At 69.4% G+C, this 17,787-nt stretch carries 19 protein-coding genes; 9 read left to right on the top strand and 10 right to left on the bottom strand.

All coding sequences use genetic code 11. From position 1 onward, the window contains the following. Window positions 1–14: 14 nt before the first annotated feature. A complete protein-coding gene (locus tag IE307_RS46255) occupies window positions 15–824 on the bottom strand; it encodes a DUF72 domain-containing protein (protein ID WP_191305876.1) in 810 nt (269 codons plus the stop codon). 17 nt (window positions 825–841) lie between these two features. Here IE307_RS46255 and IE307_RS46250 point away from each other — a divergent pair, with 17 nt between their 5' ends. Next, entirely contained in the window at window positions 842–1,576 is a 735-nt protein-coding gene (locus IE307_RS46250; RefSeq protein ID WP_191305875.1) for an arylamine N-acetyltransferase family protein, read from the top strand. Here IE307_RS46250 and IE307_RS46245 read toward each other — a convergent pair. Together IE307_RS46245 and IE307_RS46240 are read right to left on the bottom strand one after the other, a co-directional pair. Beyond that, window positions 1,531–3,249 (bottom strand): glycoside hydrolase family 5 protein, encoded by a 1,719-nt coding sequence (locus IE307_RS46245; protein WP_191305874.1) that lies wholly within the window; start codon window positions 3,247–3,249, stop codon window positions 1,531–1,533. The two genes, IE307_RS46250 and IE307_RS46245, sit on opposite strands and share 46 nt — an antisense overlap. Further along, entirely contained in the window at window positions 3,246–3,965 is a 720-nt protein-coding gene (locus IE307_RS46240; protein WP_191305873.1) for a DUF72 domain-containing protein, read from the bottom strand. Before IE307_RS46240 ends, IE307_RS46245 begins: the two co-directional genes overlap by 4 nt. A gap of 72 nt (window positions 3,966–4,037) precedes the next feature. Here IE307_RS46240 and IE307_RS46235 point away from each other — a divergent pair, with 72 nt between their 5' ends. The 4 genes from IE307_RS46235 to IE307_RS46220 all read left to right on the top strand — a co-directional run bounded on the left by IE307_RS46235 (window position 4,038) and on the right by IE307_RS46220 (window position 5,669). Further along, the gene (locus tag IE307_RS46235) at window positions 4,038–4,325 is read left to right on the top strand and encodes a type II toxin-antitoxin system Phd/YefM family antitoxin (RefSeq protein ID WP_191305872.1); all 288 of its coding nucleotides are present in this window, start codon (window positions 4,038–4,040) and stop codon (window positions 4,323–4,325) included. Beyond that, window positions 4,313–4,720: a type II toxin-antitoxin system VapC family toxin gene (locus tag IE307_RS46230; protein ID WP_229905704.1), complete on the top strand. Its 408-nt coding sequence runs from the start codon at window positions 4,313–4,315 to the stop codon at window positions 4,718–4,720. Before IE307_RS46235 ends, IE307_RS46230 begins: the two co-directional genes overlap by 13 nt. A 22-nt stretch (window positions 4,721–4,742) precedes the next feature. Then, a complete protein-coding gene (locus IE307_RS46225; RefSeq protein WP_191305871.1) occupies window positions 4,743–5,246 on the top strand; it encodes a DUF2199 domain-containing protein in 504 nt (167 codons plus the stop codon). 105 nt (window positions 5,247–5,351) lie between these two features. Next, window positions 5,352–5,669: a hypothetical protein gene (locus tag IE307_RS46220; RefSeq protein ID WP_191305870.1), complete on the top strand. Its 318-nt coding sequence runs from the start codon at window positions 5,352–5,354 to the stop codon at window positions 5,667–5,669. Window positions 5,670–5,714: 45 nt separating this feature from the next. Here the strand turns inward: IE307_RS46220 and IE307_RS46215 are convergent, their stop codons facing one another. From IE307_RS46215 to IE307_RS46200, 4 genes are read right to left on the bottom strand one after another with little or no spacing between them, the layout of a single operon-like run. Then, window positions 5,715–7,823, bottom strand: coding sequence for a 3-hydroxyacyl-CoA dehydrogenase NAD-binding domain-containing protein (locus IE307_RS46215; protein WP_191305869.1), 2,109 nt, complete (start codon window positions 7,821–7,823; stop codon window positions 5,715–5,717). After that, on the bottom strand, window positions 7,820–9,091 hold the full coding sequence (locus IE307_RS46210) for a thiolase family protein (RefSeq protein WP_373306095.1): 1,272 nt from the start codon (window positions 9,089–9,091) through the stop codon (window positions 7,820–7,822). Before IE307_RS46210 ends, IE307_RS46215 begins: the two co-directional genes overlap by 4 nt. 34 nt (window positions 9,092–9,125) lie before the next feature. Next, complete coding sequence (locus IE307_RS46205) at window positions 9,126–9,575, bottom strand: ABA4-like family protein (RefSeq protein WP_191305867.1); 450 nt, start codon at window positions 9,573–9,575, stop codon at window positions 9,126–9,128. After that, window positions 9,572–10,453 carry a hypothetical protein gene (locus IE307_RS46200; protein ID WP_191305866.1) on the bottom strand — a complete coding sequence of 294 codons (882 nt, stop codon included), beginning with the start codon at window positions 10,451–10,453 and terminating at the stop codon, window positions 9,572–9,574. The genes IE307_RS46205 and IE307_RS46200 overlap by 4 nt, the downstream gene beginning before the upstream one ends. Window positions 10,454–10,512: 59 nt before the next feature. Between IE307_RS46200 and IE307_RS46195 the strand changes: the two genes are divergently transcribed. From IE307_RS46195 to IE307_RS46185, 3 genes are all read left to right on the top strand, one after another. Beyond that, the gene (locus tag IE307_RS46195) at window positions 10,513–11,160 is read left to right on the top strand and encodes a MerR family transcriptional regulator (protein WP_268250500.1); all 648 of its coding nucleotides are present in this window, start codon (window positions 10,513–10,515) and stop codon (window positions 11,158–11,160) included. Between the two features lie 166 nt (window positions 11,161–11,326). Further along, window positions 11,327–11,833, top strand: a complete 507-nt coding sequence (locus IE307_RS46190) for an RNA polymerase sigma factor (RefSeq protein ID WP_229905703.1) — start codon at window positions 11,327–11,329, stop codon at window positions 11,831–11,833. Then, window positions 11,830–12,570 carry a hypothetical protein gene (locus IE307_RS46185; protein ID WP_191305864.1) on the top strand — a complete coding sequence of 247 codons (741 nt, stop codon included), beginning with the start codon at window positions 11,830–11,832 and terminating at the stop codon, window positions 12,568–12,570. Before IE307_RS46190 ends, IE307_RS46185 begins: the two co-directional genes overlap by 4 nt. 40 nt (window positions 12,571–12,610) lie before the next feature. On the opposite strand, the gene IE307_RS46180 is transcribed toward IE307_RS46185, so the two are convergent. The 3 genes from IE307_RS46180 to IE307_RS46170 form a co-directional block, all read right to left on the bottom strand. Further along, window positions 12,611–15,787 (bottom strand): S8 family peptidase, encoded by a 3,177-nt coding sequence (locus IE307_RS46180; protein ID WP_191305863.1) that lies wholly within the window; start codon window positions 15,785–15,787, stop codon window positions 12,611–12,613. 190 nt (window positions 15,788–15,977) lie between these two features. Beyond that, window positions 15,978–16,466 (bottom strand): GNAT family N-acetyltransferase, encoded by a 489-nt coding sequence (locus IE307_RS46175; protein WP_191305862.1) that lies wholly within the window; start codon window positions 16,464–16,466, stop codon window positions 15,978–15,980. Next, complete coding sequence (locus IE307_RS46170; protein ID WP_229905702.1) at window positions 16,463–17,059, bottom strand: TetR/AcrR family transcriptional regulator; 597 nt, start codon at window positions 17,057–17,059, stop codon at window positions 16,463–16,465. Before IE307_RS46170 ends, IE307_RS46175 begins: the two co-directional genes overlap by 4 nt. A gap of 57 nt (window positions 17,060–17,116) precedes the next feature. Between IE307_RS46170 and IE307_RS46165 the strand changes: the two genes are divergently transcribed. Continuing rightward, complete coding sequence (locus IE307_RS46165) at window positions 17,117–17,764, top strand: O-methyltransferase (RefSeq protein WP_191305861.1); 648 nt, start codon at window positions 17,117–17,119, stop codon at window positions 17,762–17,764. Window positions 17,765–17,787 lie beyond the last annotated feature (23 nt).

Raw genomic sequence — 17,787 nt, 5'->3', positions numbered from 1 at the left:
TGCGTCCGTTCGGGTCAATCGGCCAGACGATCTTGGAGCGCCATCGCGTCGCGCGGGGCGTAGGCCTTCGCGTCGTTGTCGAAGTAGACGAACACGTCACCGTGCTCGCGCCACGCCCTGACCTTCGCGGCCCACCGGTCGAGGCCCTCGTCGGTGTACCCGCTGACGTAGAGCTCGTCGTGGCCGTGCAGGCGGACGTAGACGAAGTCGCTCGTCACCTCCTCGATCAGCGGGTACTTGCCGGCGGCGTCCGCGACGACCAGCGCTATGTCGTGGCGCCGCAGCAGGGCGGTGAACTCCGGCGTGGTGAAGCTGTCGTGGCGCACTTCGAGGGCGTGGCGCACCGGCCGTTCGGCGTCCGTGGTCGTGTGGGCCGGGTCGACGCGGTGGTCGTGGCGCTTCGCGATCTCGGCGGCCTCGGTGGTGGTGCGGGGGAGACCTTCGAAGAAGCTCGTGAGCAGTCCGGCGTCGAACGGCATCGTGGGCGGGAGCTGCCAGAGGATCGGCCCGAGCTTGGGGCCCAGCGCGAGGAGGCCGGACGCGAGGTAGTTCGAGAGGAGCTCGCTGCCGTCCTTGAGGCGCTTCATGTGCGTGATGAAACGGCTGCCCTTGACGGAGAACACGAAGTCGTCCGGCGTCTCGGCCGCCCACTTCCGGTAGCTCGACGGGCGTTGCAGCGAGTAGAAGGAGCCGTTGATCTCCACGGAACCCAGCTGCTCGCTCAGGTAGGCCAGCTCGCGCTTCTGCGTGACGCCCTTGGGGTAGAACACCCCGCGCCAGGGCGGGTAGACCCAACCCGAAGTGCCGATCCTGACCTCGCCCATGGGGTTATGTTGGCACGGTGGACGACTATCTACAGCGCATCGGCGCCTCGCGCACGTCATCGCTGGCGGAGCTGCACGAACGGCACCTGCTGAGCGTCCCCTTCGAGAACCTCCACACGCACATGGACACGCGGATCGTGCTCGAGATCCCGTGGCTGCACGACAAGATCGTGGTGCAGCGGCGTGGCGGGTTCTGCTACGAGCTCAACGGGTTGTTCGCGGAGTTGTTGCGGCACTTGGGACATCACGTCGACCTGCTCGGCGCGCGCACGATCGGCGACGGTCAGCGGCTGGGCCCGCCGCTCGACCACCTGGCGCTGCTCGTGGACGGCACCTGGCTCGCCGACGTCGGGTTCGGCTCGTTCACCCTGCGCCCGCTCGACTGGGAGTCGCGTCAGGACCAGCACGACCCGTTCGGCGTGTTCCGGCTCGTGGACGTGGGCGACGACGTGGAGGTGCTGATGGACGGCAGGCCCTGCTACCGGCTGGACCGCCGCCCGCGCGAGCTCGCCGAGTTCGTCCCCACCTGCTGGTGGCACCAGACCGCGCCGGAGTCGCACTTCCGCAAAGGACCCATGGCGTCACTCGCGCGGCCGTCCGGGCGGATCACCGTGACGGACAAGGTGGTCGTCGTGAGGGAGAACGGCCACAAGACCTCGACCGACGTCGAGGATCCTGCGGCCGCTTTCCTGGAGAACCTGGGACTTCACTTCCGGCAGAGCAACGCGTCCGGGGTCCTGCGCCAGTTGTAGGCCACGCCGGCGATGTGCTCGTCCTGCGCGCACTGGCCCTTGTAGTGCCCGTTGGCCCAGTCGCCGCCCTGGTCCGGCCGGTTGTCACCCCGGTCGAACCACAGCACCCGCGTCTGGTTGCCCTGCGCGACGGGCGCGCAGACCAGCGTGAAGTTCGCGTAGCCGACGGCCGCGTTGTTCTGCGGGCACTGGAGTTTCGTGTAGCCGGACGCCCAGTCGCCGGTCACGTGCTGCTCGTTGGTGACCCTGGTGGTGCCGCTCCACTGTGGACCGCTGACGCACAGGCCGCGGTTGCCGGTGTGGCTGATGCCGATGAGCTTCTCGCTCTGCGGGCACGATTCCTTGAGCAGCTGGTTCCACCGGGTTTCGCGCGGGACCTGCCCGGTGCGGCTCGGCGCGTTGACGAGGCGGTTCCACGCGCCGGCACGCCAGTCGTCGCCGTCGTTGACGCCCATGCGGTTGCCTGCCGCGTCCCAGTGCAGCAACGCCCAGCCGTTGCCGCCGCGGTTGGTGTGGAAGCCGACCAGAGGCCAGTAGGCGAAGTCGGTGTCGTTCGCGACCAGCTGGTTCACGAACCGCTCGAACCAGTCGCGCGCCTTGGGGTTGTTCTCACCGCGGCCGCCGACGCCGAACTCGCTGATCCACAGCGGCGCGGTGAAGTGCTTCTGGGCCTCGGTGATGAAGAAGGCCTGGCGCTGCAGGACGTCGACGTGCTCCTGCGGTGACAGGTCCTGATAGCGCGGGTCGGTCGTCTCACCGATTCCCGTGGCACCGCTGTGGTTCGGGCCGGTGTAGCCGTAGAAGTGCGCGGAGTAGACCAGCTTCTCGGGGTTGGCGAGCGTGTGGCTCAGGAAGCGCGCCGGCTCCAGCGTCGGACGTCCGTGCGCGAAGCCGTCGACCGGGATGCCCGTCCAGTTGATGCCCTCGACGATGACGAGGAGGTCGGGCGCGACCTGCTGGAGCCGGTCCGCGGCCTGCTGCGAGGCCTTGTGCCAGTCGTGGTCGTTGCCCCAGCCCCAGTTCGGGTCGTCCCAGACGTTGCGGCGCACCTCGTTGTAGAGGTCCGCGCCGACCACGCGCTTGTTCGCCTTGTAGCGCTCAGCCATGAACGCCCAGTCGGTGATCCACTGGTCGGTGCTCTGGCTGGTGTTCCACCGCTCGTTGCCGTCGACGCCGCAGCACCACCGCGACGTGGTGGTGTGGTTGTTGAGGATGACGGCGAGGTCGTTGCGGGTCAGCTCGGCCACGACCGCGTCGTAGACCTCCAGCGGCCGCTTCCCGTTGAGCTGCGCGTCCTTCAGCCCGGTGACCGGGTTGGTGTCCTTGAGCATCTGGTTCGAGAACGGCAGCCGGATGCTGTTGACACCGATCTCCTTGAAACCGCTGATGATCGTGGCCATCGTCGCGCGGTCGAGTCCGAGCGGGACCTGGGCGGCCTTCTCGCCGGAGTGGTGGTTCGCGGGGTCGTTGATGTCGCCGGAGCCGGTGTAGGTGCCGCTCGCACCGTGCCAGTTGCCGGACTTGAGCTTGAAGCGGTCGCCGTGGGCGTCGACGATCCACCGGCCTCGGGTGCTGAGGGGACCTGTCCAGGTCGCCTCGTCCGCTTGTGCCTGAACGGGCGCCACGAGACTCGCGGCCAGGAGCAGGGGAGCCAAGACGCGAATTGGTTTCACATATGTGACCGTATAGGCGTGCCGAGGCGTTGCGCTAGAGCCAGTGCGTTGTACGGAGCCGCGCCGTGCATGGTGTTGTCGAAGTAGACGTACGTGTCGCGGTCCCAGCCGCGGATCTTGTCCGCCCACTCGTCGAGCTGCTCGTCGTCGTAGTTGCTGATGTACAGCTCGTCGTGGCCGTGCAGGCGGACGTAGGCGAAGTCCGCGGTGACGGCCTCGATGCACGGGAACGTGGGCGCGTCCGACACGACGTGGGCGACGTTGTGCGCGCGCAGCAGGTCGAAGTAGGCGTCGGTGCGGAACGACTCGTGACGCGGCTCCAGGGCGTGCCTGCCGGACGGGAGCAGCGTGAGGAAGTCCTGCAGGGCCGCCCGGTCGAACCGGAGGCTGGGCGGCAGCTGCCAGATGACCGGGCCCTGCTTGGCGCCGAGCGCCAGCGAGTCGAAGAACGCCCTGAGCGGCTCCTCGGCGTCGCGCAAGCGTTTGACGTGCGTGACGAGCTTCGGTCCCTTGACGGAGAACGTGGTGCCCGGCGGCGTTTCCGCGACCCACTTGAGGTAGTTGGTGCGCGGCTGCGGGTGGTAGAAGGAGCTGTTGATCTCGACCGTGTCCACGTGCTCGGCGAGGTGGCCGAGCCACCGCCGTTGCGGGACGCCGCGGTAGAAGCCGTCGCGCCATTCCGGGTAGCGCCAGCCCGAGGTGCCGATCCTGATCACGCGTCCCGGATAACCGGGAGAGCCTGTAGCTACTCTGTAGCACTTTTTGGCGTACTGCGCTACGGTGGTGACATGCAGCAGCTCAAAGCCATCGGCCAGCGTGAGCTCCGCAACGACAACGCGGAGATCATGCGGCGCGTCGAGGCGGGTGAGAGCTTCGTCGTCACCCGCAACAACAAGCCCGTCGCCCAGCTCTCGCCGTACCGGGAGGAAGCCGTGAGCCGTCCGCCGCTCGGGGACGTGCAGGTGCTCCTCGGCACCCTGCCGCCGGTCGACGCGGAGCGCTGGGAGGCCGACCGGCGCGCCGCCGACGAGGTGTTCGGCGCGGACGACCCGCTGGACGACCCGTGGCAGAGCTGAGCTGTCTGCTCGACACCTGTGTGCTGATCAGGCTCGAGCGGGCGAACCTGGGCGAGTACCTGAACGCCCAGCCATTTCTGAGTGCCGTCACGATCGCGGAGCTCGCGTTCGGGCTCGACACCGACGACCCGGTCGAGCGGTTCGCGCGCACGGAGCGGTACTACGCGGCGCTGCAGACGTTCGAGGTGCTGCCGTTCGGCCTCGAGGAGGCCAAGGTCTACGGGCAGATGGCGTCACTGGTGCGGCGCGCGGGCCGTTCGCCCCGGCCGCGGCGGATGGACCTGCAGATCGCGGCGACGGCGGCGGTCGCGGGCCTGCCGGTGCTGACGATGAACGTCAAGGACTTCAAGGACGTCGGCCGGCTCGTGGAGGTTGTGCCGATCCATCAGGCCTGAGCGACCCCCTAGGCTGCGCGCCATGATTTCTCTGGGGTTCACCTGCTCGTGCTGCGGTCAGGTGCACGACAGCCTGCCGTTCGCGTACTCGATGCCGGAACCGGTCTACTGGTCTCCGGAGGTCGCCGGCAAGCCGGGCAGCTTCCTCGGCGGCGAGCAGTGCGTGATCGAGAACGAGCACTTCTTCGTGCGCGGTCGCATCGTCCTGCCGGTGCGTGACGCCGAAGAGGACCTCGAGTGGGGCGTGTGGGTGTCGCTCTCGCCGGCGAACTTCTCCCGCATGGCCGAGGTCTTCGAGAACCCGGCGCGCGTGCAGGAGCCGCCGTACTTCGGCTGGCTGTCGACGGTCCTGCCGGGCTACGAGCCGACGACGCTCAACCTCAAGACCAACCTGCACACGCAGGAGATCGGCGTGCGCCCGTTGATCGAGCTCGAACCCACCGGGCACCCGCTCGCCGTGGAGCAGCGCGAGGGCATCACGATGGCGCGCGTGCAGGAGTTCGCGGAGATCGCGTTCCACCGGTGAGGCCGCAGAAAACCGTACGTACGGACGGTTCCACGCCGGGAAACATGACCTGATCGAAACATCCGAAGTGCTAATGATCCCGCCATTCATCCCGATACGTGACACATGACTGTCACGGACATCGCGGCGTGGGGCACGGCGGACCACGTGCGAGCCGCGCTCGAACGCCACCTCGAAGACGCGCTGGTCGAAGTGCCCGAAGACGACGGGTCGCCCCGGTGGGCGTTCGGCGAGGCGCTGCGCAGGTCGTTGATGCTGCGCCAGACCCACCCGTTCGACACCGTCGCGATCGGGCTGCCGGACCTGACCCGCTACCGCGACCTGGTGGCCGGGTCCGAGGTGACGTTGCGCGCCACGAACATCGACGCGTACTTCATCCGCGAGGACGGCAGCGCGGAGCAGTACCAGCCCGAAACGGAGTGAAGCCCCGGCTCCGTCGAGAGAGCCGGGGCTTCGTTCGCACACGCACTAGGCAGGCACGGACGCCACGCCGGGCGCCAGGAACCGCTTGCCGGTGACCTTCTCCGAGATGCCGGTGCGGTCCAGGTACGGCGTGATGCCGCCCAGCCAGAACGGCCACCCGGCGCCCAGGAGCATGCACAGGTCGATGTCCTGCGCCTCCGCGACCACGCCCTCGTCGAGCATGATCCGGATCTCCTCGGCGAGCGCCTCGAGCGCGCGCGACTTGACCTCGTCGCCCGTCAGCGGTGAGGAGCCGAACTCCCACAGCGCCTGGACCTCGGGGTCGACGGTCTGCTTGCCGGTGGAGTCCCACTGCCAGACCGCGCCCTTGCCGGCGGCGACGAACTTCTTCATGTTCTCCGACACCGAGAAGCGGTCCGGGAACGCGCCGTGCATCGTCTCCGACACGTGCAGCGCGACGGCGGAACCGACCAGCTGCAGCAGGATCATCGGGGACATCGGCAGGCCCAGCGGCTCGGTGGCCTTGTCGGCGACCTCGAACGACGTGCCCTCGTCGACCGACTTGATGACCTCGCCCATGAAGCGGGTCAGCAGGCGGTTCACGACGAACGCGGGCGCGTCCTTCACGAGCACCGAGGACTTCTTGAGCTGCTTGCCGATCGAGAACGCCGTGGCGAGCGTGGCGTCGTCGGTCTGCTCGGCGCGCACGATCTCCAGCAGCGGCATGACCGCGACCGGGTTGAAGAAGTGGAAGCCCACGACCCGCTCGGGGTGCTTGAGCTTCGACGCCATGTCCGTGATGGACAGCGACGACGTGTTCGTGGCCAGGATCGCCTCGGGCGAGACGTGCTCCTCGACCTCGGCGAACACCTGCTGCTTGACGGCCAGGTCCTCGAACACGGCCTCGATCACGAAGTCGGCGTCGGAGAACGCGGACTTGTCGAGCGAGCCCGACACGAGCGCCTTGAGGCGGTTCGCCTCGTCCGGCGAGATCCGCTTCTTGCCCGCGAGCTTGTCGATCTCGCTGTGGACGTAGCCGACGCCCTTGTCCACGCGCGCCTGGTCGATGTCGGTCAGCACGACCGGCACGTGCAGGCGGCGGATGAACAGCAGCGCCATCTGCGAGGCCATCAGGCCCGCGCCGACGACACCGACCTTGGTGACCTTGCGCGCCAACGACTTGTCGGGAGCACCCGCTGGCCGCTTCGCGCGCTTCTGCACCAGGTTGAACGAGTACAGGCCCGCGCGCAGCTCGTCGCTCATGACGAGGTCCGCGAGGCCCTCGGTCTCGGCGGCGTAGCCCTTCTCCAGGTCGTTCTCGCGCGCCAGCTCCAGCAGCTCCAGGGCCTTCTGCGCGCCCGGCGCCGCGCCCTTGGTCTTGCCGTGCACGATGCCCTTGGCCCGCGCGACGGCCGCGTCCCACGCGTCACCGCGGTCGATCTCCTTGCGGGGCACGGAGATCTCGCCGCGCACGACACCGGACAGCCACAGCAGCGACTGCTCCAGGTAGTCGGCGGAGTCGAACAGCACGTCCGCGATGCCGAGGCCGAGAGCGTCCTTCGGCTTGAGCATCTTGTTCTGGTTCAACGCGTTCTCGAAGATCACCGTCACGGCGTCGTTGGCGCCGATCAGGTTCGGCAGCAGCTGCGTGCCGCCCCAGCCCGGGAACAGGCCCAGGAACACCTCGGGCAGCGCGATCGCGGCCGCGTTCGACGCCAGCGTGCGGTAGTGGCACGACAGCGCGAGCTCGAGCCCGCCGCCCATGACCGCGCCGTTGACGAAGGCGAAGGTCGGGATGTCCGAGTCGGTGAACTTCTTGAAGACGTCGTGGCCGAGCTTGCCGATCGTGACGCCCTGCGAGCGGTCCGTGGCCTGCTCGACGGCGGTCAGGTCGGCGCCCACCGCGAAGATGAACGGCTTGCCGGTGACGGCGATGGCCGCCGGACCCGCCGCGTAGGCCTCGTCGAACGCGGCGCCCAGGGACACCAGCGACTGCGGGCCGAACGTCGACGGACGCGTGTGGTCCAGGCCGTTGTCGATCGTGATGAACGCGACCGGCTTGTCCAGGCCCGGCACGGAGATCAGCCGGGTCTTGGCAACGGTGACGACCTCGTCGGGGAAGATCGCCTTTGCTTCCTCAGCGGTGATGGTCACTTGCCACTCCAGTTCGGGTTCTCCCAGATGACCGTTCCACCCATGCCGATGCCGATGCACATGGTGGTGAGGCCGTAACGGACGTCCGGACGCTCGGCGAACTGACGCGAGAGCTGCGTCATGAGGCGGACGCCGGACGAGGCCAGCGGGTGGCCGGTCGCGATCGCGCCGCCCCACTGGTTCACGCGGGGGTCGTCGTCGGAGATGCCGAAGTGGTCGAGGAACGCGAGCACCTGGATCGCGAACGCCTCGTTCACCTCGAACAGGCCGATGTCCTCGATGGACAGACCGGCGCGCTGGAGAGCCTTCTCCGTGGCGGGAACCGGGCCGATGCCCATGACCTCGGGCTCGACGCCCAGGAACGAGTAGCCGACCATCCGCATGCCGACGGGGAGGCCGAGCTCGCGCGCGGTCTCCTCCTCGGCGAGGATGCAGCCGGTCGCGCCGTCGTTCAGACCGGCCGCGTTGCCCGCGGTGATCCGGCCGTGCGGGCGGAACGGCGTCTTGAGCTTGCCGAGGTCCTCGACCGTGGTGCCCGGACGCGGCGGCTCGTCGGCCGTCGCGAGGCCCCAGCCCTTCTCCGCGGAACGGGTCGCGACGGGCACGAGCTCCGGCCCGATCTTGCCGTTCTTGAGCGCGTCGGCGTACTTGGCCTGCGAGGCGGCCGCGTAGGCGTCCGTGCGGTCCTTGGTGATGTGCGGGAACCGGTCGTGCAGGTTCTCCGCGGTCTGGCCCATCACGAGCGCGCTGGTGTCGACGATCCGGTCCGACAGGAAGCGCGGGTTCGGGTCGACGCCCTCGCCCATCGGGTGGCGGCCCATGTGCTCGACGCCGCCCGCGATGGCGATGTCGTACGCGCCGAACGCGATGCCGCTCGCCGCCGTGGTCACGGCGGTCATCGCGCCCGCGCACATGCGGTCGATCGAGTAACCGGGGACCGACTTCGGCAGGCCCGCGAGCAGAGCCGCGGTGCGGCCGAGCGTGAGGCCTTGGTCGCCGATCTGCGTGGTCGCGGCGATGGCGACCTCGTCGACCCGCTCCGGGGGCAGCTCGGGATGCCTGCGCAGCAGCTCACGGATGACCTTCACGATGAGGTCGTCTGCACGGGTCTCGGCGAAAATCCCCTTGGGGCCGGCCTTGCCGAACGGCGTGCGGACGCCGTCGACGAAGACCACGTTCCGAACGCGTGCCGGCGCTGCTGGTGCGGCCACGGCGTCTCCTCCACTTGTGGTGACAACTCTGTCCACTCCGGTAGGGCCGCGCGACATCCCTACCGGTCGGTAACGCCAACTCTAACCCTAGTTACTGGTGAGTAACCACAGCGGTACCCGTGTTCGTTCGGTCACACACTTTGCGGATGATCAGGAACAGCGGCAACCCGACCGGCGCGAGCAGGATCGTGATCACCAGAACGGGTGCCATGACCAGCGGGTGGACGTCGAGCCGGCGACCCTCGAGGTACATCCAGCGCCCGACGAACAGGTCCCACGCGAGCATGTGCGCCCACACCAGCGCCGTGCCGGCGGGCGTGGCCAGGTACTCCGCCAGCGGGCCGATCTCGGGCCGGGTGACCAGCGGCAGCACCACGAACAGCTCCGGGACCAGCAACACGACGTAGATCAACGCCGGTGGCAGGACGATCAGGTACGACTCGGCGATCCGCTTCGTCCACGACCACTTCGGCGCGAGGATCATGAGCGCCCAGAACGGCGCGGCCACCAGGAACGTCAGGTCGAACAGGGTCGCGGTCATGCTGCTACGAGCTCCTTCTGCGGTTCACGCGCCCACACCACACCGAGTGTGGTCGCGACGACGATCCCGGCGAGCGCGAGCAACGTCGTGCCGTCGGGCTGGATCAGGGACTGGCCGCGCAACGCCTGCCAGGTCACGAGCAGGAAGATCCCCAGGAAGGACCCGCTGAGCACCCAGGCGAGCTTCGTGTTGGCGCGGCGGCCGAGCAGTGCGATCAGGGCGGGCAGCACCTGCAGTGCGTGCATGCCCACGAAGTGCCCGACGCGCAGGTCGCCGTGCTCGGTGCTCCACCCGGTGAGCGCCATGTACGCCCCGCCGTCGGCCGCGCCGATCGTGTGCGAGCCGAGGGTGTCGCCGTCGAGGGCCTGACCGGGCTTCGGGCTCGTCATCAGGAACCCGACGCCGAGACCCAGGAACGAGATCACGAGCCCGAGCCGGATCGACCAGGAGAGCGCGTCGCTCTCGAACTTCGTGCGCCACAACAGGATCGCGACGATCGCGTGCGTCACCCACAGCACCACGATCGTGGAACCCATGATCGAGAACAGGGCCGTGTCGAGCGGCGTCTCGAAGTTGAAGTGGCTGCGCCGGCCGCGGATCACCTGGCCGATGATCACGATCATCTCGAGCGTCCCGGCCACCGTCAGGACGGTGCCCGCCCACCACCCGACGCGCTGGAACTTCTTGAGGTACGTCAGCAGCCACGCCAGCGTGAACGAGTAGATCGCGAGCGACACGGCGAACTTGAGCGGCTTGAACCAGATCGGCGAGTTGACGACCGTCCTGTCGTCGACCAGCAGCCCCACGAGCGCGATCGGGATCAGGACGACCATGAGCCCGCCGAACACGACTAACGGTCGATGCCAGGTGCGAAGCATCTCTATACCCCCTGAATGGATAGCGGCACTCTCTACTATCCGGAAGTTACACTATCCATATGCGTGTTGGCGAGCTTTCGAAGAGAAGCGGCGTTCCGGTGCCGACGATCAAGTACTACCTGCGCGAGGGACTGCTGCCCGCCGGCGTGCTGACCAGCCCCAACCAGGCCCATTACGACGACGAGCACGTGCGCAGGCTGCGGCTCGTCCGCGCCCTGGTGGACGTCGGAGGCCTGTCGATCGCGTCGGTGCGCGAGGTCCTCGCCGCCATCGACACCCGCGACGAGTCGCTGCACAGCAAGCTCGGCGCCGTGCAGGAGGCGATCAGCCAGCCGAGCTCGGTCGAGCTCGACCCGCTCGCGATCGAGGACGTCCAGGGCTTCTTCGAACGGCAGGGCGAGACCGAGTGCGTCGACGTCACCGAGAGCAACGTGACCCACATGCTCGCCGCCGCGTTGTCGGTGGCCCGCTCGATCGGTCACGACCACTTCCGCGATCTGCTCGACCCCTACCTGGAGGGGCTGAAGATCATCGCTCAGGCCGATGTCGACTACATCGCCCGGCGCGGCTCACGTGACGACGTGATCGAGGCGATGGTCGTCGGCACCCTCATCGGCGACACCGTGCTGAAGGCGGTGCGGCGGCTCGCCCACGCCCAGGTGTCGCGCGACGTGATCGGCGACGCGCCACTGCCTCCACCCTCCTGAACCGATACACCGACCGATATATCAGTTCAACGGCACCCGCCACCTGCGGCTTAGCAATGACTCTTTGGACTTCGTCCGCAAAAGACTCGTTGCAAAGGGGTGCGAAGATCGGCGGGCCTGGGTGAAAGAGCGGGCGTCCTGCCGGACATGTCCCGGGGTGGAGCAGGTGGACGTGGAACCGCGCCAGACGGGCTTCGACGCCGTCGCGCAGGCGCTGATCGACCCGCTGCGCCGGTACCTGGCGCGGCGGACCGACGCCGCGACCGCGGACGACGTGCTGTCCGAGACGTTGCTGGTCGCCTGGCGGCGGCGTGACGACATGCCGGCCGAACCTCTGGCGTGGGCGTACGCCGTGGCGCGCAACTGCCTCGCCAACGCGGAGCGCTCGCGGCGCAGGCAGGACCGGTTGCTCGTGCGGATCTGGCAGCTCGCCAGGCCGCCGGAGCACGTGCCCGCGCGCGACGACCCGGATCCGGGGCTGGCCATGGCGCTCGCGCGGTTGTCCTCCGCGGACGCCGAGCTGGTGCGGCTCTGGGCGTGGGAGGAGCTCGCCCCCGCGGAGATCGCCCAGGTGGTCGGGATGAGCGCCAACGCCGTGAGCATCCGCCTGCACCGGGCACGCCGGAAGTTGAAGTCCCTGCTGGACGAGCAGGCGGAAGGAGAGCGGCCATGACCGACGACGACCTGCGCGACCGGATGCGCCGCGCCGATCCCGCGGCATCGCTGCGCCCGCTTCCGGACGAGGAGGTGCGGCGGCTCGTCGCCGGTGCCGCGCTGGACGCTCCTGCCGCGCCGCGGTTCTCCTCGCGGCGGTTGCCGGTGCTCGTCGGCGCCGCGGCCGCCGTCGCGGTGGTCGCCGGGGTGCTGGTGCTGAGCGGCGGGGACTCCGAGCAGGCGCCGAGGCCGGACGTCGCGTTGCCGACGTCGGCCCAGCCCGGTCTGGAGAACGGGTCGGGCCTGCCCGACACCAGCGGGGGACGGCCGGCGACCAGTGCCCCGCCGTCGCCCGGCACCAGCACGTCGCAGGTGCCGACGACGACCGCGACCTCGTCCGAGGGGCGCAAGACCACGGTCGCCGTGCTCACGGAGGGGCCGGCGGACCCGAACGTTCGGTGCCGTCAGCCGGAGGCGGCGGTCCTCGCCGAAGCGCAGATGGCGTTCGAGGCCACCGTGCTGAAGGTGGAGGGCGACGTCGTGACGTTGCGGGTTCATCGCGCGTGGACGGGCGAGGCCGACGTCGTCGAGGTCAGGAACGCCACCGGCTCACCCGTGCTGCTGGGGTTCGAACCCGAGATCGGCCGCAGGTACCTCGTCGCGGCGAAGGACCTGAAGGTGATGGGCTGCGGGTACAGCGGACTCGACGAACCCGCGCTGCGCGCCGTCTACGACGAGGCGTTCCCCCAGCGGTGAACGGCGATGCGCCCGGTCCCAGGCGCATCGCCGCTTCCGGCTACTTCGTCAGGTAGGCGTCGACCACGGTCTGAGTGACCGAGTCACCGCCCTTGCCGACGGCCGTGGCCCGCAGCGAGACGCTGCCGCCCCTGGCCGGGTTGACCACGAGCAGCGAGTCGCCGACGACCAGCGCCCGCTGCCAGGTCCTGCCCTTGTCGTAGGACACCTGCGCGGACAGCGACTTCACCTTGCCCTGCACCGTCAGCGGGATCCGCTGGACCCGGTACGCGGGCAGCGTCCCGTCGAGGCCGAGCTCCGGCGTGAACCGGACCATCGACAACGGCACCTGCGTGACGCCCGCGGTCGTGGCCGAGTCGAAGCCCCACGTCGTGGTGACCGAGGTGCTGATCGCCGCGACACCGGAACGGTTCGCCGTGGTGGTCAGCTCGTAGCGGCCGGGGGTCTGCGGCATCGAGAAGAACGTCTCGAGGTCCAGCGGGCGGTCGGTCGAGTCGATCACCTTGCCGCCCTGCTTCAGCACCGTCGAGCCCGAGTCCACGACGGACCCGCCGGAGCGGCCCTGCCCGTCGGTGAAGAACGGCAGGCTGCCGAAGAGGACGTCCCCGTCGCGGTAGAGGCCGACGCGGCGCTCGGAGGTCAGCGCCGGGCCGAAGACGCCGGTGCCGAACGTCTTGCGGTAGGTGCGGCCAGGCTTGAACTGCTCGTCCTCAGCCGCCCAGTACGCCTCGGTGCCGCTGGCGTTGTCCTGCTCGAAGCGGAATCCCCACGTGTTGGTGGGCGAGTAGAGGTACATCTTCCTGGTGTGCGGCAACGCATGTCCGAATGCGACGCCGAACAGCGGGCTGTCCCCGACGGCGGCGCTGGCGAACAGGTAGCCGGTGCGGTCCTGGGCGGTGGCGCCGGATGAAGCCTCGATGGTGACGAGGTCCTTGGACTTCAGCTGCTTGCGGTAGCCCGTCCAGAACTTCGTGAGCGTCGTGGACTGGTCGGCCAGGTGGTACTCGTCGCGGCCGGCGCCGGTGTAGGAGGCGACGAGCAGCTCGTTCATCTCGCCCTGCTTGCCCTCGGGACCGACGTGCGCGGTGCTGAGGACGTTCAACGGCACACCCAGCAGGCCGAAGCCGTACTCCATCGACGGCATCTTGTGGCCGACCCTGATGTACGAGTGGCGCTCGGTGGGAGCGCTCGGCCACCCGACGTCGACGGGCCCCGCCTGACGGGAGTCGAGCGTGATCGAGGTGTCCTTGGTGATCTCGATGTTCGTGCCGTTGAACCAGGTGTAGTTCGGGTTCGGCTGGTCCGGCGCGACCCACTGGCGGCCGGTCAGCAGGTAGCGGCCCTTCGGCACGCGCAGGGATTCCAGACCGGTGCCCAGGCCCGCGAAGCCGCCCTGTGCGTCCCCGGTGACGCCCTGCAGTTCCGCCCGCCAGTCCGCGGCGGGCTTGCCGTCACGGCCGATCGCCTTGATCGTGAGGGTGTAGCGCTCGGCTTCACGCGTCACGGCCGCAGGGGTGACGACGGACTGGCCGCCGCCGCTCGCGTTGATGTACGCGCTGAACGTGCCGTCCGCGTCGCCGCCGATCTTGGAGTCAGCGGTGAGCGTGGTGGTGGCGGTGCCGTGCGCGGGCACGGTCACAGTGACGTCCTTGAGCGTGAAGAAGCCTTGCGGCGCGGCCGTGTCGAGCTCGAGCGCGAGCGTGACCGGCTGGTCGCCCTCGTTGCGGTAGACGACATCGCGCGTCACCGGCACGTCGTCGTGGTGCGGCCACAGCGCCGTGCCGAAGGACACCGAGTTCGACGTGACGGTCTGCTTGATCGCCTTGGCGACGTCCGCGCGCCCGGCGCCCTGTTCGAACGGGGTGTGCGCGCCCGGCTTCGCCGACGCCACGAGCGCGGCCTTGATCTGCTCGCCCCGCCAGTCCGGGTGGACCTGGGCGAGGATCGCGGCGGCACCCGTGACGTGCGGGGTGGCCATCGACGTGCCGCTCAGCGAGATGTAGCCCTCGGCCGGCTTCGGCCTGGTCTCGCCGAGGACGCCCGCCGCAGCGGCGCCGATCTCGACACCGGGCGCGGTGATGTCCGGCTTGATGGCGCCGTCACCGTTGCGGGGGCCGGTGCTGGAGAACGGCGCGAGCTTGTCGCCGCGGTCCACGGCACCGACGGTGAGCGCGGCGTCCGCGCTGCCCGGCGACCCGACGGTGTTCGTACCGGCGTTGCCCGACGCGATGACGAACAGCGTGCCGGTCTCCTGCGAGAGCCTGTTGATCAGGATCTCCATCGGGTCGAGCAACGGGCCGTCGTCGCCGCCGAGGCTCATGTTGACGACGTCCGCCTGCTGCTCGACCGCCCACTCGATGCCCGCGAGGATCCCGGACTCGAAACCGGACCCGTCGTCCCCGAGCACCTTGCCGTCGAGGATGCGCGCCCCCGGAGCCACGCCCCTGAACTTCCCTCCCGACTTCGCCCCGGTGCCGGCCGCGATGGACGCGACGTGCGTGCCGTGGCCGACGCGGTCGGAGTTGTCGGGGGAGTCGGTGAAGTTCTTCTCCGCGATCTCCTGCGTGACGAGGTCCGGATGCGTGTTGTCGACACCGGTGTCCAGCACGGCGATCTTCACGCCCTTGCCGTCGAACCCGGCCTGCCACGCCTGCGGCGCGCCGATCTGGGCGGTGCTGCGGTCGAGCGCGGCCTTGCGGACCGCGTCCAGCCAGATCGTGGTCTTCGCCGTGCGGGCGTTCGTCAGCGACTTCCACACGTCCGGCGCGGTCTCGGCGGTCACCGTGACGGCGTCCACGCCGATGCGGCTGAACTGACGCGCGCTCCGCAGACCGGTGCCCGCGGACACGAGCACGCCGAGACCCTTGCGCTTGGTGTACTCGGGCCTGCTCAGCAGCGCGAGGTCGAACAGGCGCCGGTCCAGCCTGCCCTCGGTGATCATCGACTCGACGTCCTGAGGCACGGCGTAGTGGTGCGCGCCGTCCTCTCTCGTGGCGACCATGATGTGCTCACGGCCGGGTGCGGGCTTCCACTGCTTCGGCTTGCCCTTGTCGTCGGTCAGCACCTGGTCGCCCGTGATGAGGGTGATCCACTGCTGCTGGGCGGCCGGTTGAGCCGCGGGTGCCTCGGGTGCCGTGGTCGCGGCGGCGGGGGTGGCGCCGCTAAGGGCCGTGGCCAGCACGACGCCGGCCACGGCGAGGGGGAGGTTTCGCTTCAACGGAGGCCTCTCTGGGAACGGACAACTCCTCGGCGGCATATGTCCGTCAGCAGGCCCCGATATTTCGCAACGGCAACTGTCAACACTTCGGGCAACCGATATATCAGTTCAGTGCGCCCGTGACCTGGGATTTGCAATGACTCTTTGGACTTCGTCCGCAAAAGAGCTGTTGCAAGGGCTGATTCGAGGGTCAGCGCGGTGGGAGGTGGAGCAGCCAGCGGACCTCGCCGTCGTGCACCTCGGCGGTGGCGGTGAGGCCGGCGGAGGCGGCGACGGCGGCCGACGCGTGGTGGTCCGGGTGGACGTGGGCGATCACGGTGTGGACCGGCTGGGTGCGGAGCCAGGCGACGAGACCCCGGGCCGCTTCGCGGGCGATGCCGCGGCCCTGCCACGGCGTGCCGACGACCCAGGCGATCTCGGCGACTCCGTCGGTGACGGTCGCCTGGACGGTGCCGGCGAGGTGGCCGGAGTCGCGCGTGCTGATCACCCAGTTGAGCCAGCGGACGGCCGGGTCGGGGGAGCCCGCGACCAGTCGCTCGTAGCGGGACCGGAGCGCGCCGGGGGTGAGCGGGGCGCCGCCGGTGAAGGTGTGCAGGGCCGGGTCCGCGAGCACCTCGGCCATCTCCTCGGCGTGCCCGGCGGTCAGCGGGACCAGGTCGAGGCGGTCGGTGCGGATCATCGGACCCCGTGGCTGCGCAGGAAAGCGTCGACGAGGTCGTCGGTGAACGTGCGGGGGACCGGGGTGCCGGTGACCAGGACGCGGTAGTAGATCGGGCCGACCAGGTGGTCGAGGGCCAGGTCGAGGTCCAGGTCGGCGGAGAGTTCGCCGCGTTCGACGGCCCGGCGCAGCGGGAGGGCGTCTCGGGTGCGCTGGTGGCTGAGGTGGTCGTCGCGCAGGCGGGCGGCCAGCTGGGGGTCGTGCTGGGCCTGGCCCGTCAGGGCGCGGAACACGGCGCCGGGGTCCGACTCCGTCAGGAACTCGGCCAGGCGTGCCAGGTGGACGCGCAGGTCGGCGCGGAGGTCGCCGAGGTTCTCCGGGGTGAGGTGTTCGGCCATGTCCTCGGTGAAGGCCTCCAGCAGGACGTCGACCTTGGACGGCCACCAGCGGTAGATCGTCTGCTTCGCGACGCCCGCCCGTGCGGCGATGCCCTCGATCGTCACGCCGGCGAAACCGCGTTCGGCGAGCAGGTCGTCGGCCGCCTCCAGGACCGCCTGGCGTGCTTCCTCGCTGCGGCCGTGCCTGTTGCCGCGATGTGCGGTGTTGCTGCCCACCGGCCGAACTCTAATACGAGCTAGGCAAGACGCAACGTTGTGTCTAGTCTGGCGAGCATGACGAACACATTGATCGAGCCGCGGGTACGGACGGTTCTCGACCGGCTCTTCGGTGCTGCCGCGGAGGACGACGACACCTTCACGGCGTTGGAGTGGGACGCGGTGCGGTCGGCAGGAGCGCAGGAACGTGCTGACGCGCTGGCCGGCGTCTACATGCCCATCTCGGCCAGGGGCGGGGACCTGCTCTACGCGTTGGTGCGGGCAGGGCGGCCGGACACGGTCGTCGAGTTCGGCACGTCGTTCGGGATCTCGACGCTCTACCTGGCCGCGGCGGTGAAGGACAACGGCAAGGGGCACGTGTACGGGACAGAGATGTCCGGGGTGAAGGTCGCCACCGCCAGGAAGAACCTCGAGGAGGCGGGGCTGGGCGGCGTCGCGACGATCCTGCCCGGCGACGCCCGTCGCACGCTGGCGGACCTGGAGGGGCCGATCGGGCTGGTGCTGCTCGACGGCTGGAAGGAGCTGTGCCTGCCGGTGTTGCGGGATCTCGAACCGCGGCTCGCGTCCGGGGCGATCGTCGTCGCCGACGACATCGACCAGGACTCGATGGCGGGCTACCTCGACTACGTGCGCGACCCGGCGAACGGGTACGTCAGCGTGGCGTTCCCGGTCGAGGACGGGATGGAGATCAGCTGCCGGGCGTGAGGACACCCGGCAGCTGATATATC

The organism is Lentzea cavernae (genome assembly GCF_014653695.1).
GTDB lineage: Bacteria > Actinomycetota > Actinomycetes > Mycobacteriales > Pseudonocardiaceae > Lentzea > Lentzea cavernae.
The sequence above is the reverse complement of the archived record's forward strand: the minus strand, read 5'-3'. Positions and strand labels throughout refer to the sequence as shown.